The sequence below is a fragment of the Streptomyces poonensis genome, assembly GCF_014650915.1.
Taxonomy (GTDB): domain Bacteria; phylum Actinomycetota; class Actinomycetes; order Streptomycetales; family Streptomycetaceae; genus Streptomyces; species Streptomyces poonensis.
In genome coordinates, this window is record NZ_BMVW01000032.1 from 1 (window position 1) to 16,412 (window position 16,412).

Here is a 16,412-nt window from a genome sequence, read left to right on the forward strand (position 1 = left end):
GGCGGCGGCCAGTTCCCGCAGCAGGGCGAGGGTCTCGTCGGTGATCAGGTTCTTGGAGTAGTCGACGTGCAGATCGCCGACCTCGAGCGCGTACCCGGTGCCGCGCCCGGGGTCGGCCGCGAACAGCTCCCGCAGCTGGACCTCGCCCAGTTCCTCCCGGTGCTTGGCCAGCGCCGTCCACTCGGACGTCTGGTTGAGCCTGGTACGGCTTCCTGCGTTCATCCGGTCTTCCGCCTTCTTTCCTTCTGTCCTGCCCGCGTGCCTTGCCCCGCTGCCGGTCCCAACCTAATGGAGCCGGACGGAACATGAGCTGTCGTCCGGTTGTCGTCCGGAACGTCGACAGCGTCGGCACCCGATGCGTCCGCCTTGAGCACGGGTATCAGCGCGGCGAGGGACAGAGCGAAGAACGCGGCCGCGAGCAGAGCGGGTGTGCTCGGCCCGAGCACCGTGACGGCACCGCCGCCCAGCAACGCCCCCAGGGGCGCGCCGGCGACGGCGAGTGTCCGGAAGGCCGAGCTGACCCGGCCGAGCATCTCGGCGGGGCTGCGCCGCTGCATCGCCGTCGTCGTGTTGACGTTCCACACCATGCCCATGAAGCCGAACACGGCCAGGCTCACGACCAGCGCGGCGAGGCTGCGCACCGAGCCCATCACCACGAGCGCCGCGATCTGCGCGGCACCCGCGAGCAGCACGCTCCGCATCCGGCCCAGCCGCCCCGAGACCCAGCCGTTCAGCACTCCCCCGGCGAGGCTGCCCACCGTGTACGCGACCGTCGCCGCCGCGTATCCCGCGGTGCCCGCGTCCAGCCAGTCGGTGACGAGGAGCACCAGCGTGGCGATGAGGGCACCCATGCCGACGTTGCACAGCGCGGTGGCCGCGCACAGCCCCCGCAGCGCCCGGTCACGCCCCAGCGTCCGCAGCCCGGCGGCGATCTCCGCGCGCAGGGTGCTGCCCCCGGGTCTGGGCTCCCGACGGGGTGGTGCGGTCCGCAACGAGGCCACCAGGGCCGCCGCCGCGAGGAAGGTCAGGGCGTTGGCGGCGAAGGGAGCGGCGGCCGAGACCGCGATCAGTACTGGCACGACCGGGCCGGCGAGCAGTCCTCCGGCGAGGCGCTGACCGGTCATCAGACGGGCGTTCGCACTGCCCAGGGCCTCCCGGTCGACCAGGGCGGGCAGCAGGGCCGTGGAGGCGTTGTCGAAGAGCGTCTGCAGGGTGGTCAGCGCGAAGGCCAGCGCGATCAGCAGCAGGATCGAGGCGCGGTCGACTGCCACGGCGACCGCGAAGCCCGCCATCAGCACCCCGCGCAGGGCGTCCACGGTCCACATGGCGCGCCGCTGGTCGACCCGGTCGGCGACGGCTCCGCCCAGAAGCCCGAAGACGATCCACGGCAGATAGCCGCAGGCGGTCACCGAGGCGACGAGCAGGGGCCGGTCGGTCAGCGTGACGGCGAGCAAGGGCAGCGCGGCCGTCCGCAGGGCGTCGCCGAAGCTGGACAGGACGGCGGCGCTCCAGAGACGGCCGAAGCCGCCGCGCCACGGTACGGCTGCCGGCGGCTCGTCCCCCGTCCCGTCCGTCGGCGCACCCGTCGGCTCGTCCGTCGTCACCGCGTCCCCCTCACGATGCCTCGAGGAGGCCTCGTCCCCTCTGCCGATCTCAGTGCGCGCAACCCTAGAGGCCGCCACTGACAATGGCGCTGAGCAGGCGAAACGCGGGCCCGACGGGGAAAGACAGAACGCGGGAGCGGCCCGGAACGCATCCGGCCGGACACCCATCGGTGCCCGGCCGTCAGCGGTTCCTAGATCTCGCCCCTCAGCTTCGCGAGTGCCTCGGCGAGGATGGCCTCGCCGTCGGCGTCGCTGCGCCGCTCCCGTACATACGCGAGGTGCGTCTTGTACGGCTCGGTGCGCGGCGGGTCCGGCGGGTTGTCCTGGTCCTGTCCCGCCGGGAAGCCGCAGCGCGGGCAGTCCCAGGTGTCGGGGACCTGCGCGTCGCTGGCGAAGCTCGGCTGTGTCTCGTGCCCGTTGGAGCACCAGAAGGAGATGCGCAGCCGGGGAGCGGACTCGCCGCGCTCGGCTTCGCCCATCGGCCCCGCCCCGACCCGGCTTCCTCGGATCGCGTTGCCACTTGCCACGGTCGTAACTCCCTGCGTGATGGTGCCGCGAAGCGAGTCGGCGTGACGCTTCGCCGCGGGCGCCTCAGTCTACGTAAGGCCCAACGCGCGTCCAGTGATTGGAGTTACACCCCGCCCCCTAGACGCAAGCCCCATGATAGGCCGCGCCGTTGAGCGCGTACCGACCATGGGGCTTTACGTGCGGATTGGTGCGTCTGTGACGTACTGACGCACCGATGACCGGCTTTTCGGTCAGTTGTTGACCTTCATGACGATGCCGAGGACGACAATGCATGCGAACCACAGCAGACCGACCACCACGGTGATCCGGTCGAGGTTGCGCTCGGCGACCGAGGAGCCGCCGACGGACGACTGCATACCGCCACCGAACATGTCGGAGAGGCCGCCGCCCTTCCCCTTGTGCATCAGCACCAGCAGCATCAGCAGCAGGCTGAAGACGATCAGGGCGATCGAGAACCCCATAACCACGGCTGGACCAACTTCCTCGGACTGATTGGGACGACGGGGGCCGAAGCTCCGCAGAGCCTCCGGCCCCCGCAAGGGTACGACGGATCGTCTCTAGCGCATACTCACCGGTCGCGTCACCGATCGCATCGCCGGCCGCGTCACTGGTCGCGGAAGCGCACGATCCTGACGAACTCGTCCACGTCCAGCGAGGCACCGCCGACCAGGGCGCCGTCGATGTCGGGCTGCGCCATGATCTCGGCGACGTTCCCGGCCTTCACCGAGCCGCCGTACTGGATGCGGATCTTGTCGGCCACGTCCTGCGAGTACAGCTCGGCGAGCTTGCCGCGGATGGCCGCGCAGACCTCCTGGGCGTCCTCGGAGCCGCAGACCTTGCCGGTGCCGATGGCCCAGACGGGCTCGTACGCGATCACGATGGTCTCGGCCTGCTCGGCGGGGACGTCCTTGAGGCCGCCCTCGACCTGGCCGAGCGTGTGCGAGACGTGCTCGCCCGCGTCACGGACCTCCAGCTCCTCGCCGACGCACAGGATCGGGGTGAGGCCGTGCTTGAAGGCGGCCTTGACCTTGGCGTTGCAGAGCTCGTCGGTCTCGTTGTGGTACTGGCGGCGCTCGGAGTGGCCGACCGCCACGTACGTGCACTTCAGCTTGGCGAGCATCGACCCGGAGATCTCACCGGTGTAGGCACCGGAGTCCTGGGCCGAGATGTCCTGGGCGCCGTACTTGATCTTCAGCTTGTCGCCGTCGACCAGGGTCTGCACGGAGCGCAGGTCGGTGAAGGGCGGCAGGACGGCGACCTCGGTGGCCTCGTAGTCCTTGTCCGCGAGGGCGAAGGCGAGCTTCTGGACGTGGGCGATGGCCTCGAGGTGGTTGAGGTTCATCTTCCAGTTGCCCGCCATGATCGGCGTGCGGCCCTGTTCGGGAGTGGTCATCGAGGGTCAGTCCTCCAGTGCGGCGAGGCCGGGGAGCGTCTTGCCCTCGAGGTATTCGAGGGAGGCGCCGCCACCGGTCGAGATGTGACCGAAGGCATTCTCGTCGAAGCCGAGGGTGCGCACGGCCGCGGCGGAGTCTCCGCCGCCGACGACCGAGAAGCTCTCGGAGTCGACGAGGGCCTGGGCGACCGCCCTGGTGCCCTCGGCGTAGTCGGGGTGCTCGAAGACGCCCATGGGGCCGTTCCAGAAGACGGTGGCCGCGTCGGCGATCTTCGAGGCGTACAGCTTGCGGGTCTCCGGACCGATGTCCAGGCCCTCCTGGTCGGCCGGGATGGCGTCCGCGGCGACGGTCGTGGGGTTGGCCGGCGCCTTGGTCTTCAGGTCCGGGAAGTCGGCCGCGACCAGCGCGTCGACCGGCAGGACCAGCTCGACGCCGGTCTTCTCGGCGCGCTCCATGTACTCGAGGACGGCCGGGATCTGGTCCTCCTGGAGCAGGGACTTGCCGACCTCGTACCCCTTGGCCTTGAGGAAGGTGTACGCCATGCCGCCGCCGATGAGCAGCCGGTCGGCCTTGCCGAGCAGCTGGTCGATGACGGCGAGCTTGTCGGAGACCTTGGCGCCGCCGAGCACGACCACGTACGGGCGCTTGACGTCCTCGGTGAGCTTCTTCAGGACGCCGACCTCGGTGGTGATGAGGTACCCGGCGTAGTGCGGCAGCCGGGCCGGAAGGTCGAAGACCGAGGCGTGCTTGCGGTGCACGGCGCCGAAGCCGTCGCTCACGTAGGCGTCGGCGAGGGCGGCCAGCTGGTCGGCGAAGGCACCGCGCTCGGCGTCGTCCTTGGACGTCTCGCCGGCGTTGAAGCGCAGGTTCTCGACGACGGCGACCTGGCCGTCGGTCAGGGCGGCGACGGTGGACGTGGCGGAGTCGCCGACCGTGTCGGTGGCGAACGCGACGTCGGCGCCGAGCAGTTCACCGAGGCGCGCGGCGGCGGGGGCGAGCGAGAAGGCGGGGTCCGGGGCTCCCTTGGGGCGGCCCAGGTGGGACGCCACGACCACGCGTGCGCCCGCCTCGGCCAGCGCCTTGACGGTGGGGACGACGGCGCGGATGCGGCCGTCGTCGGTGATGGTGGTGCCGTCGAGCGGCACGTTGAGGTCGGCGCGGACGAAGACCCGCTTGCCCGCGACGCCGTCCGCGAGGAGTTCGTCGATCGTCTTCATGGGGTGTCTCCTACCAGAAGGCTCTGAATGGTCCGCGGACGCCCCGGCCATCATGTGGGGAACGACGATGGCGGGCGGTCGGTTCCGCGGGAGCGGCGGCGGTCAGGCCGCACAGGAAGCGCCGTGCAGGCAGCGCCGCACAGACAGCGCGGCGCAGGGCCCGGGAGCGCCGTCCAGCGCTGCCCGAGCCCTGCTCTCACATCGAAGTGCCTGCTCCGGGTGTCAGAGCTTGCCGCCGACGAAGACCGTGAGGTCGACGAGGCGGTTGGAGTAGCCCCACTCGTTGTCGTACCAGCCGACGACCTTGACCTGCTTGCCCTGGCTCATCGTCAGAGAGGAGTCGAAGGTGCAGGAGGCCGGCCAGTTGACGATGTCCGAGGAGACGATCGGGTCCTCGGTGTACTCGAGGATGCCCTTGAGCTGGCCCTCGGCGGCCTTCTGGAAGGCGCTGTTGATCTCGTCCTTGGTGACCTCGCGGTCGAGCTCGATGACGAGGTCGGTGACCGAGCCGGTGGGGACCGGCACGCGCATGGCGATGCCGTCCAGCTTGCCCTCGAGCTGCGGGAGCACCAGGGCGGTGGCCTTGGCGGCACCGGTGGTGGTCGGGATGATGTTCTCGGCGGCGGCACGGGCGCGGCGCAGGTCCTTGTGCGGGAAGTCAAGGATGCGCTGGTCGTTCGTGTACGCGTGCACCGTCGTCATCATGCCCTTGACGATGCCGAAGTTCTCGTCGAGGACCTTCGCCATCGGCGCCACACAGTTGGTGGTGCAGGAGGCGTTGGAGATGACGTGGTGGTTCGCCGGGTCGTACTTGTCCTGGTTGACGCCCATCACGATGGTGATGTCCTCGTCCTTGGCCGGAGCCGAGATGAGGACCTTCTTGGCGCCGCCCGCGATGTGCTTCTCGGCGTCGGCCTTCTTCGTGAAGATACCGGTGGACTCGATCACGATGTCGACGCCCAGCTCGCCCCACGGGATGTCGGCGGGGTTGCGCTCGGACAGCACCTTGATGGTGTGGCCGTCGACGGTGATGGTGTCTTCGGTGTGCGACACCTCGGCCTTGAGGCGGCCCAGGATGGTGTCGTACTTCAGCAGGTGAGCCGTGGTCGCAGTGTCACCCAGGTCGTTGACAGCCACGACCTCGATGTCCGCACCCTGCTCCAGCAGCGCACGGAAGTAGTTGCGACCGATGCGGCCGAAGCCGTTGATGCCTACGCGGATCGTCACGAACCGATCTCCTCGTTGGTACGCCGACCGTCGATGCCGGCGAGCTGTATGGGATGTCCCCGACCGCATACGACCCTACCTCCCTGGGGCCCCGGTGGTGACATTGAGATGGCCCATACCCGGCGGGGCGGTCCGTACCCGTCGGTAGGGGTACGGACCGCCCCGCTTTTCGCGCACCGATCATCGGACAGCGGTGACCGACGAGCCGGTGCCGGCAGGTCCGGTCAGCTGTCCAGCGCGGCCAGCGCCTTGCGGAGCAGAGCCGTACGGTCGGCCGCCGCGGTGACGTGCTCCAGGCCGAAGCCCAGCAGCACGGTGTCGCCGGTGGTGACCGCTCCGTGTGTCCGGGACAGCTCGCCGGACAGGCCCCAGTCCCTGATGACGGCGGGGCTGCCGGCCGGCGGTCCGGGCGTGCTCCAGGCGCCGAGGGCGGTCTCGAATCCCTCGGTCTGCTGCGCCGTGCCGCCGATGACCACGGCGGCGTCGTCGGCGAGGACACCGCGGCCGCCGGAACCGGGGTCGGTGATGTAGCTCAGAGACACCTCCACCGTCTTCCCGGCGTACGCCGACAGGTCGAACTCGACCTGCTGCCAGCCGTCAGAGGCTCCGGTGAAGCTGTTCCAGGAGCCGCTGGTGCCGCTGGGCGTGCAGCCGTTCTCGCCCAGCGTCAGATAGCGGGACAGGGCGGGGTGGACCTGGAGGAAGAAGCCGGCCTCGCACTCGGTGGGCACGGCGGTGCCGGTGGCGCCGCCCTTGTCCGGAAGCGTGGTCCAGTCCTCGGCACCCGCGGTGCGCGCCTCGAGCACGGCGTGGTCGTAGCCCTCCTCGGTGTCCCAGAGCAGCCGGGTGCGCAGGGTCGGCTGGTCGGCCGCGGTCACCGAGGTGAGGTCGACGGTGCGGGTGAGCCGGTTCCAGGCGTAGTCCGAGTGGGTGACGGCCGCCATGGAGGAGCCCGCGTACGGGCCGTACGGGTTGACCGTGCCCGGGTACTGGCCCGCTCCCGCGCTCGCGAACTGCGGGAACGTCTCCACGGGCAGGCTGTCCGAGGTGACGCCGAACGAGCCCGCGGTGTTCAGCGGGTTGCCGGGGGCGTCGCCGAGCGGAGCCTTGAGGCCCGCCAGCTTCCCGGCGCCCTCGAAGCCGGTGACGCCCGGCAGGGTCGTACGGGTGTAGGCGCCCAGGTAGTACTGGCTGAAGTCGTTGGACAGGTTGCCGCCGCCGAGGTCGACGGAGCCGCCGGCCGACTCGCCCGCCTCGATCAGCCGGCCGCCCTCGTTGAGGTACGCGCGCAGCTCCAGCTGGGTGGCGTTGCCGGGGCGGACGGCGCCCGTGTAGTGGACGACCGTGTCGAAGTGGCCGAGCACGCCGAGCGCGTCCGGCGCGCCCTGGGTGGCGACGTCCCAGACGAGCGCCTTGCGGCCGTTGGCCTTCAGCGCGTCCACGTACGTCTGCGCGTGGGTCGCGGCCGCGCCCTCCTCGGCGACGACGAGGGTGTCCGCGCGCGGGCGTTCGGCGACCGTGTACGTGAAGCGCTCGCTGGAGGTGGCTTTCCCGCTCCTGGTCTCGCCGGTGAACCAGACCTCGACCTTGTCACCGGGCTCGCCGTCCTTGACCTTGGCCCGGTACTCGTCGAAGTACAGGTTGTCCTCGCCGCCGTACCGCTCGCCGCCCTTCCAGGGCCTCAGCGCCATGTCGTACGTCCGGCCGCCGTTGACGCGGTACTTGAGCTCCTTGTCGCGCACCGACTTGCGGGCGACGACGGAGACCTCCTGATCGGCGCCGCGCGAGTACGAGGTGGTGAAGGGCGCCGGGGTGAAGTCGGGGGCGTCGACGCCGACCGAGGACTTGGGCCGGTCGGGCGTGGCGGCGGACTCGGCGACGGAGAGCGCGAAGGGGATGTTCTTCGCGAACTCCTCCTGGATCAGCTTCTCGTCGTCCGGGAAGGTGAAGACGGAGGCGCAGTCACCGGCCTCCCAGGCGTCGTCCGGGTAGAGGTCCGACACCGTCTGGCAGGTCGACATCTCCGGGGTGAACATCGCCGTGCCGTTGACGTTGGCCGCGTGCCCGTCGGCCTCGCCGTTGGTGGTGTAGAGCTCGGAGGAGACCTGCGGGTGGTAGCCGGGGATCGCGGAGTTCTCCGGTGTGCCCGCGAGGGACTTGTAGAGGACGTCGTCCGGGGTGTCGGTGGCCACCTGCCAGCCGACGCCGTACAGCAGCAGCTCGGCGGCCGAGTGGTAGTTGATGCCGTACTCGAAGCCGATGCGCTTCTGGAAGGCGTCGATGGCCTTCGTCTCGGGCTCGGAGCCCGGGCCGGCGCCGCGGTAGGTCTCGCTGGTGGGGTACGGGGAGGAGCCCTCGTCGTCGTAGCCCCACTTGTAGGCGAAGTTGCGGTTGAGGTCGACGCCGTCGCCGACGGTGATCTTGCCGTCGCCGTTGACGTCGCGCAGGTTCTTGCGCCACTGGCGGTTGCTCGCGGCCTGGTGCGTGTGGTCGTAGCCGTCGGGGTTGGCGGACAGCACGAACCACAGCTCGGTCGAGTCGATGATCTTCTTGATGCGCTTGTCGGTCCTGTAGTTGTCCAGGTAGTGGTGCATCAGGCGCCGGGTCATCTCCGGCGTGATCCACTCGCGCGCGTGCTGGTTGGACAGGTAGAGGACCGAGGGCTTGGCCCCGTCCTTGGTCTTCTTCGCGTTCTTGGTGACCTTCAGGGCGAGGATGTCCTGACCCTGAAGGCTCTTGCCGATGGAGACCACCTTGGTGAGCGACGGGTGCTCCTGGCCCGTCCGGACGATCTCCTCCTTGAGGTTCCCCTCGCCGCTGTACGGCCGGTAGACCCCGTCCCCGGCGGCGGCCACACGCGCGCGTGTCTTCGCCGTGAGGGTGTGCTCCTTCAGGTCGATGCCCTGTTGTTCCAGGTCCTCGGCCTGTTTTTCGGTGAGGTAGACCTCGACGTCGGCCGTGCCCTTGTCGGGTGCCTGCTCGCCGAGTTCATGGGCGTCCTGCCCGGCCGCGAGCAGCAGCGGGATCTGCTGCTTCGTCACCTCGGCCCGGAAGACCTTGACCTCTTCCGAGCCGGTTGTCGCGGTGGTGCCGTTCCCGGCCGCCTGGGCGACGGGCGCGATCCCCGCGCCGCCCAGCAGGAGTGCGCCGACAGCGAGGATCGGTCTCGCTCTTCGTCTCATGAGCCCCCCTTGCAGAGGTTCGCCACAGCAGCGAACAGACGCCAGGCTTATGACAGTTCATGGTCAAGTCAAGGGTGCCTCGCGGAGGGGCACGGCCCTGTACGAGAAGACTCACGCGCGGGCGGGCGTCCCTCAAGCGGGCGCTCGGGCGAGCGCGTTGGGCGGGGCCGGGCGGGGGTACGGGGTGCGGTGCGGCGTACGGGATGTGGCGTGTGCGGGCTTCAGGGGGGCGGCTGTGCGGGACGGTGCAGTACGAGGTGGACGCCGTACGGGGTGGGTGCTCCACGTTCTACGAGACGGACGCCGTACGGGATGGTGGGCTGCACGGGACGGACGCCGTAAGGGTTGGGTGCCGTCCCGTCCGATCGGGTGCCGTGGGCCCCGGCAGCGGCCCGGTCGGCGGAGACGTCCGTGCCGCGGCGCTGGTCGCCGTCGGCGGCGACGCCTCTGTCCGACGGCGGAAGGTGGGCGGCGGAGCCGGGCCCGGGGCCCGGCGCGATGGCGCCGGGCCGTTCAGCCCGCCAGGTTGTCGGCCAGTTCCTCGGAGAGATTGGCCTCCGTGCCCGGGATGCCGAGGTCGGCGGCCCGCTTGTCGGCCATGGCCAGGAGCCGGCGGATACGGCCGGCCACGGCGTCCTTGGTCAGCGGCGGGTCGGCGAGCGCGCCCAGCTCCTCCAGGGAGGCCTGCTTGTGCTCCATGCGGAGCCGTCCGGCCGCCGCGAGGTGCTCGGGGACCTCGTCACCGAGGATCTCCAGGGCGCGCTGCACCCGGGCTCCGGCCGCGACGGCCGCGCGCGCGGAACGGCGCAGGTTCGCGTCGTCGAAGTTGGCGAGGCGGTTCGCGGTGGCACGGACCTCGCGGCGCATCCGCCGCTCCTCCCAGGCCAGCACGGAGTCATGGGCGCCGAGGCGGGTGAGGAGGGCGCCGATGGCGTCCCCGTCCCGGACGACGACCCGGTCCACACCGCGCACCTCGCGGGCCTTCGCGCCGATCGACAGCCGGCGGGCGGCACCGACGAGCGCGAGCGCGGCCTCCGGCCCCGGGCAGGTCACCTCCAGGGAGGAGGAACGGCCGGGCTCGGTGAGCGAGCCGTGCGCCAGGAAGGCGCCACGCCAGGCCGCCTCCGCGTCACAGGTGGCGCCGGAGACCACCTGCGGGGGCAGGCCGCGGATCGGGCGGCCCCGGCCGTCGACGAGCCCCGTCTGGCGGGCCAGCTGGTCACCGCCCGCGACCACCCGCACGACGAAACGGGAGCCGCGGCGCAGTCCTCCGGGCGCCATGACGATCAGTTCGGAGCTGTGGCCGAAGATCTCCAGGATGTCCCGCTTGAGCCGGCGCGCCGCCGCGCCCGTGTCCAGCTCCGCCTCGATCACGATGCGGCCGCTGACCAGGTGCAGTCCACCGGCGAACCGCAGGATCGCCGAGACCTCCGCCTTTCTGCAGCAGGTCCGGGTGACGGGTAGCTGGGAGATCTCGCTCTTCACCGCTGCCGTCATCGCCATGGGCCGATCCTTCCATGCATCCGAAAAATACGGTCGTACGCGGCGGCCAACAGCTCCGGGTCGTGCCGCGGAGTGCCGTCGGTCCTGGCCACCGGCGCCAGCTCGACCGCCGCTCCGAACCGCTTGGCGGCCTCGGCGAGCGACTCCCGGTCGGGCACGGCGGCCGTGTCGGCCAGCACCACGTCCAGGGCGAGTTTAGGGGCGTGTCGTGCCAAAACCTCCAAATGACGCTGCGGGGAGAAGCCCTCGGTTTCTCCGGGCTGCGGGGCGAGGTTCAACGACAGGACGCGGCGTGCCTTGGTCGCCATGAGGGCGTCCACCAGCTCGGGCACGAGCAGATGGGGCATGACCGAGGAGAACCAGGAGCCGGGGCCGAGGACCACCCAGTCCGCGTCGAGGACCGCGGCGACGGCCTCGGGGACGGCGGGCGGGTCGTGCGGCACCAGGTGCACCGACTGCACCTCTCCGCGCGTGAGGGCGACGGTCGCCTGCCCCCGTACGGTGTCGACGTCGTCCGGGCGGTCCGGGTCGTGCCCCTTGACCAGCGCCTGCAGCTCCAGGGGTACGGCGGACATGGGCAGTACCCGGCCGTGGGCGCCCAGCAGCCTGCCGACCAGGTCGAGCGCCTTGACGTGGTCGCCGAGCTGCTCCCACAGGGCGACGATCAGCACGTTGCCGACCGCGTGGCCGTGCAGATCGCCCTCGGTCTGGAAGCGGTGCTGGATGACGCGCGCCCAGGTCTGGCCCCAGTCGTCGTCGCCGCACAGCGCGGCGAGCGCCTTGCGCAGATCGCCGGGCGGGAGGACGCCCAGCTCGTCACGGAGCCGCCCGCTGGAGCCGCCGTCGTCGGCCACGGTGACGACGGCGGTGAGGTCGCCGGTGATCCGGCGCAGGGCGGCGAGCGAGGCGGACAGGCCCATGCCGCCGCCGAGCGCGACGACCTTGGGCTGGGCACCGCGTCGGCGGGGCCGGCCGCCGCGTGTCTCGCGTGCCTCGGCGGGCCGGCCTCCGCGGCCCTCGGGGCCGACCCGGCGCAGTCTGCTCAGCCGTAGTGTGCGTCCCGTCATTCGCGGCCCATGTCCCGGTGGACGACCACGGTCTCCACGCCCTGCGAGGACAGCCGGGCGGCGAGCTTCTCGGCGGTGGCGACCGAGCGGTGCTTGCCGCCCGTGCAGCCGACCGCGATGGTCACGTACCGCTTGCCCTCGCGGCGGTATCCGGCGGCGATGAGCTGAAGCAGCTCGGAGTAGCGGTCGAGGAACTCCTTGGCGCCGGGCTGGTTGAAGACGTACGCCGACACCTCCTCGTTGAGGCCGGTGTACGGGCGCAGCTCGGGCACCCAGTGCGGGTTGGGCAGGAACCGCATGTCCACGACGAGGTCGGCGTCGACCGGGAGGCCGTACTTGAAGCCGAAGGACATGACGGTGGCCCGCAGCTCCGGCTCCTCCTCGCCCGCGAACTGGGCGTCCATCTTGGCGCGCAGCTCGTGCACGTTGAGACTGGAGGTGTCGATCACCAGATCGGCGTCGCCACGCAGCTCGCGCAGCAGTTCCCGCTCGGCGGCGATGCCGTCGACGATGCGGCCGTCACCCTGGAGGGGGTGCGGGCGGCGCACGGACTCGAAGCGGCGCACCAGTGCGTCGTCGGAGGACTCCAGGAAAACGATCCGCCGGGTGACGTGCCGGGCCTCCAGGTCGGCGAGGGACTCGCGGAGGTTGTCGAAGAAACGGCGGCCGCGGACGTCGACGACGACCGCGATCCGCGCCACGTTGCCCTGGGAGCGGGCGCCGAGCTCCACCATGGTGGGGATCAGCGCGGGCGGCAGGTTGTCGACGACGAACCAGCCGAGGTCCTCCAGGCACTTCGCCGCCGTGGACCGGCCCGCGCCGGACATGCCGGAGATGATCACCAGCTCGGGGATGGCCGCCTCGGGGAGGCCGGCCTTTTCGATGCCCGTACTCACGTGTGCTCCGTTTTCCTGAGGTGCCTGCGCCGGGTGCCGGGGGACAGGGCCGCCCGTTTCCCGGTGAGCGCCCTCGTACCCCGCCGCGCGCTCCTCGTGCGCTGCGCGCCCGTCGTGTGTTCCCTGCTCGTCGCGTGCCGCGCGCTCGCCCTGCGTTTCGCGGTGCTCTTCGTGCTCTTCCTCGCGCTGCTCACCGTGCTCGGTCATCTCTCCTGCCCCCGTCGTTCGTCCATGGGACCCGCGGACACGGGCTCCTCCGAAGAGCCCGCGGTCACTCCGGGCTCCTGACCCGACGCACCGGGCTCCTCGTCGTCAATGATCTCTCCGGTCGCCATGTTCACGGCGGGGGCGGCCGGAGCCGCCTGGGCCAGGGCCGCGGCGATGGTCTCCGCGGTCTTGCGGCCTATGCCGGGCACCTCGCAGATCTGTTCGATCGTCGCGGACCGCAGCCTCTTCACCGAGCCGAAGTGTTTGATCAGTGCCTGCTTGCGGGTCTCGCCGAGGCCCGGCACGTCGTCCAGGGGGCCGGACCGGATCCGACTGGACCGCTTGGTGCGCTGATAGGTGATCGCGAAGCGGTGGGCCTCGTCGCGGACGCGCTGGAGCAGGTACAGGCCCTCGCTGGTGCGGGGCAGGACGACCGGGTCGTCCTCGCCGGGCACCCACACCTCCTCCAGGCGCTTGGCGAGGCCGCAGACCGCGATGTCGTCGATGCCCAGTTCGTCGAGAGCCCTGCGGGCGGCGGCGACCTGGGGCTGGCCGCCGTCCACGACGACGAGCTGCGGCGGGTACGCGAAGCGCCTGGGGCGGCCGTCGTCCTCCTTGAGCCGCCCTTCCGCGTCGAGCTCCTCGCCGTCGGCCCACTCGCCGGTCCGCTCCTTCTCGGCGAGGTACCGCCGGAAGCGGCGGGTGATCACCTCGTGCATGGAGCGGACGTCGTCCTGGCCCTCGAAGCCCCTGATCTGGAAGCGCCGGTACTCGCTCTTGCGGGCCAGCCCGTCCTCGAAGACGACCATGGACGCCACCACGTCCTCGCCCTGGAGGTGCGAGATGTCGTAGCACTCGATCCGGAGGGGGGCGCCGTCCAGGTCGAGGGCGTCGGCGATCTCCTCCAGGGCGCGCGAGCGGGTGGTCAGGTCGGAGGCCCGCTTGGTCTTGTGGAGCACGAGCGCCTGCTGGGCGTTGCGCTGCACGGTCTCCATCAGCGCCCTCTTGTCGCCGCGCTGCGGGATGCGGAGCGAGACGCCCGCGCCACGGCGGCCGGCCAGCCACTCCTGCACGGGCTCCACGGGGTCGGGCAGCGCGGGGACCAGGACCTCCTTGGGCACGGAGTCGCCGGTCTCCTCGCCGTAGAGCTGCTGTAGCGCGTGCTCGACGAGGCCGCCCGTGGAGACCGCCTCGACCTTGTCGGTGACCCAGCCGCGCTGGCCGCGCACGCGTCCGCCGCGGACGTGGAAGATCTGCACGGCCGCTTCCAGCTCGTCCTCGGCGACCGCGATCAGGTCGGCGTCGGTCGCGTCGGCGAGCACGACCGCGTTCTTCTCCATGGCCTTCTTCAGGGCCTCGATGTCGTCGCGCAGGCGGGCGGCCCGCTCGTACTCCATCTCCTCCGCCGCCTCCGTCATCCGCTGCTCCAGGCGGCGGATGTAGGTCCCCGTGCGGCCGGCCATGAAGTCGCAGAACTCCTCGGCCAGCTCCCGGTGGTCCTCGGCGGAGATCCGCTCGACACAGGGCGCCGAGCACTTGCCGATGTAGCCCAGCAGGCAGGGGCGGCCGGTGCGGGCGGCGTTCTTGAAGACGCCGGCCGAGCAGGTGCGCACGGGGAAGACGCGCAGCAGCAGGTCGACGGTGTCGCGGATGGCCCACGCGTGCGCGTACGGGCCGAAGTAGCGCACGCCCTTCTTCTTGTGGCCGCGCATCACCTGCACGCGGGGGTACTGCTCGTTCATGGTCACCGCGAGGTACGGGTAGCTCTTGTCGTCGCGGTACTTGACGTTGAACCGGGGGTCGAACTCCTTGATCCAGGAGTACTCCAGCTGAAGCGCCTCCACCTCCGTGGACACCACGGTCCACTCCACGGACGCGGCGGTGGTGACCATGGTGCGGGTGCGCGGGTGGAGGTTCGCCAGGTCCTGGAAGTAGTTCGCCAGGCGCTGGCGCAGGCTCTTCGCCTTTCCGACGTAGATCACCCGGCGGTGCTCGTCACGGAACCTGTAGACCCCGGGTGAGTCCGGGATCTCTCCCGGCCTGGGGCGGTAGCTGGAGGGGTCGGCCATGTCAGACACCCTACTGGCGGTGACTGACATCGCGACGGCCCTGTGGACAGAGCTCCGGCGGCGTCACGGAACGCGCCGTTCCGCCTCCTGCGGCGGCGCGGTCCGGGCCCCGTCCTCCGCGCCGCGCGGAGCCGGACGGCGACCGGCGACGTGTCCCGCGTCACGCTGGGTTCCAGCCGTCATCAACCGCCCCTCCGGGCCATCTCCGGGAGGTCGTCGAGGACCGCGCCGACACCTGCCCCGGCCGCGTGATTCCCGCGCAAGCGGGCGTTCTCGGCCCACGCGGCACGGGGTGCCCCGAGGCCGGAAGGACAGCTTCCGGCCCCGGGCCGAGCAAGGCCGGTGTTGGGCTGCCGGTGTTGTCGGCGCATGGTCAACACGCTTCAATGCGGGATGACTTGGGGCCGTTCACAGCCCCCCGCATGGGCGTGCCCGGGTTCCGCACGCTCCGGCGGCGTTCCCGATCGGCCGCGCGAACGGTCCGACCAGCCATCGCACCCCTCAGAGAAAGGTCTCTGCATGCGGCACGGCACGCACGGCACAGAGCACGCGGACGTCGGCACGGCAGGCACGGCGGAACTGGCGTCGGCCCTGCGGGGCGGCCCCTTCCATGTCGCACTGCGGGCCGCGATCGCCGCACGGGGGCTGCCGCTGCAGCGCGTCCAGCACCATCTGTCGCGCTACGGGGTCAGGGTCGGCGTGACGAGCCTCAGCTACTGGCAGCAGGGTGCCCGGCGCCCCCAGCGCCCCGAGTCGCTGCGGGCCGTCCGCGCCCTGGAGGAGATCCTGCACCTCCCGGACGAGTCGCTGATCCGTCTGCTCGCCGGTTCCGGGGAGCCCCCCTCCCCGCAGCGCCCCGCCGGCCGCTCGTACCACTCCCTGGTGGCGGCCTCCGGCGTCCTGGAGCAGCTTCTCGGCGAGCTGGACGCGTCGCCGGACAGCGGGCTGCAGACCATCGGCCACCACGAGCGGGTACGGATCGGCGCGCACCGCGAACTGCTGGCGCGTGAGTCCCACCACATAGTGCGCGCCCATAAGGACGGTGTGGACCGCTATATGGCCGTGCACCATGGTGACCCGGGGTGTGCGCCCGAACGCATGACGGTGCGCGCCCTGGAGAACTGCCGCACCGGACGTGTGCGCTGGCACCACGACACCGGGGTCCTCGTCGCCGAGCTGCTCTTCGACGTCCGGCTGCGCATCGGCGACACCTTCCTGTTCCGGTACGGCGTCGAGGACGGCACGGCCGGCGCGTCGCGCGAGTACGTGCGCGGGTTCCCCTGCACGGGCGGGCAGTACGCGCTTCAGGTGCGCTTCGACGAGCATGCCCTTCCCGCGCGCTGCCACCGCTTCACCCAGCACACGCCGGCGGCTCCGCGCAGCGGTCACCGGGAGCTGGCGCTGAACACCCGGCACCGCTCGGTCCATCTCGTCGAGCCCCGCGTGCGCTCCGGGATCCTCGGCATCGGGTGGAACTGGGAGTGAGGAAGGGGGCGCGAGCCGTACGGCTGCTCCCGC

General features: G+C 71.1%; 12 protein-coding genes and 1 pseudogene. 1 reads left to right on the forward strand and 12 read right to left on the reverse strand.

Going from position 1 to position 16,412, the window contains the following annotated elements:
* The 12 genes and pseudogenes from IE242_RS36935 to uvrC all read right to left on the reverse strand — a co-directional run.
* Nucleotides 1-222 (reverse strand): annotated as a pseudogene (locus tag IE242_RS36935) (glucose-6-phosphate isomerase); the annotation flags it as partial.
* Nucleotides 219-1,604, reverse strand: coding sequence for an MFS transporter (locus tag IE242_RS36940; protein WP_189867398.1), 1,386 nt, complete (start codon nt 1,602-1,604; stop codon nt 219-221). The pseudogene IE242_RS36935 and the gene IE242_RS36940, both read right to left, overlap by 4 nt.
* Nucleotides 1,605-1,795: 191 nt before the next feature.
* Nucleotides 1,796-2,131: an RNA polymerase-binding protein RbpA gene (locus tag IE242_RS36945; RefSeq protein ID WP_006349936.1), complete on the reverse strand. Its 336-nt coding sequence runs from the start codon at nt 2,129-2,131 to the stop codon at nt 1,796-1,798.
* Between the two features lie 231 nt (nt 2,132-2,362).
* Complete coding sequence (gene secG / locus IE242_RS36950; RefSeq protein WP_189867450.1) at nt 2,363-2,593, reverse strand: preprotein translocase subunit SecG; 231 nt, start codon at nt 2,591-2,593, stop codon at nt 2,363-2,365.
* A 143-nt stretch (nt 2,594-2,736) separates the two neighbouring features.
* Nucleotides 2,737-3,525: a triose-phosphate isomerase gene (tpiA, locus tag IE242_RS36955; protein WP_189867400.1), complete on the reverse strand. Its 789-nt coding sequence runs from the start codon at nt 3,523-3,525 to the stop codon at nt 2,737-2,739.
* A 6-nt stretch (nt 3,526-3,531) separates the two neighbouring features.
* Nucleotides 3,532-4,743 carry a phosphoglycerate kinase gene (locus IE242_RS36960; RefSeq protein ID WP_189867402.1) on the reverse strand — a complete coding sequence of 404 codons (1,212 nt, stop codon included), beginning with the start codon at nt 4,741-4,743 and terminating at the stop codon, nt 3,532-3,534.
* A 222-nt stretch (nt 4,744-4,965) separates the two neighbouring features.
* A complete protein-coding gene (gap, locus tag IE242_RS36965; protein WP_189867411.1) occupies nt 4,966-5,970 on the reverse strand; it encodes a type I glyceraldehyde-3-phosphate dehydrogenase in 1,005 nt (334 codons plus the stop codon).
* Nucleotides 5,971-6,194: 224 nt separating this feature from the next.
* Complete coding sequence (locus tag IE242_RS36970; RefSeq protein ID WP_189867419.1) at nt 6,195-9,152, reverse strand: M14 family metallopeptidase; 2,958 nt, start codon at nt 9,150-9,152, stop codon at nt 6,195-6,197.
* A gap of 513 nt (nt 9,153-9,665) precedes the next feature.
* On the reverse strand, nt 9,666-10,655 hold the full coding sequence (gene whiA / locus IE242_RS36975) for a DNA-binding protein WhiA (protein WP_189867421.1): 990 nt from the start codon (nt 10,653-10,655) through the stop codon (nt 9,666-9,668).
* Nucleotides 10,646-11,722: a gluconeogenesis factor YvcK family protein gene (locus IE242_RS36980; protein ID WP_189867423.1), complete on the reverse strand. Its 1,077-nt coding sequence runs from the start codon at nt 11,720-11,722 to the stop codon at nt 10,646-10,648. Before IE242_RS36980 ends, whiA begins: the two co-directional genes overlap by 10 nt.
* Nucleotides 11,719-12,825 (reverse strand): RNase adapter RapZ, encoded by a 1,107-nt coding sequence (gene rapZ / locus IE242_RS36985; protein WP_189867425.1) that lies wholly within the window; start codon nt 12,823-12,825, stop codon nt 11,719-11,721. Before rapZ ends, IE242_RS36980 begins: the two co-directional genes overlap by 4 nt.
* Nucleotides 12,822-14,894 (reverse strand): excinuclease ABC subunit UvrC, encoded by a 2,073-nt coding sequence (uvrC, locus tag IE242_RS36990; RefSeq protein WP_189867427.1) that lies wholly within the window; start codon nt 14,892-14,894, stop codon nt 12,822-12,824. The genes rapZ and uvrC overlap by 4 nt, the downstream gene beginning before the upstream one ends.
* Before the next feature lie 519 nt (nt 14,895-15,413).
* Here uvrC and IE242_RS36995 point away from each other — a divergent pair.
* Nucleotides 15,414-16,379: a hypothetical protein gene (locus IE242_RS36995; protein ID WP_189867429.1), complete on the forward strand. Its 966-nt coding sequence runs from the start codon at nt 15,414-15,416 to the stop codon at nt 16,377-16,379.
* Nucleotides 16,380-16,412 lie beyond the last annotated feature (33 nt).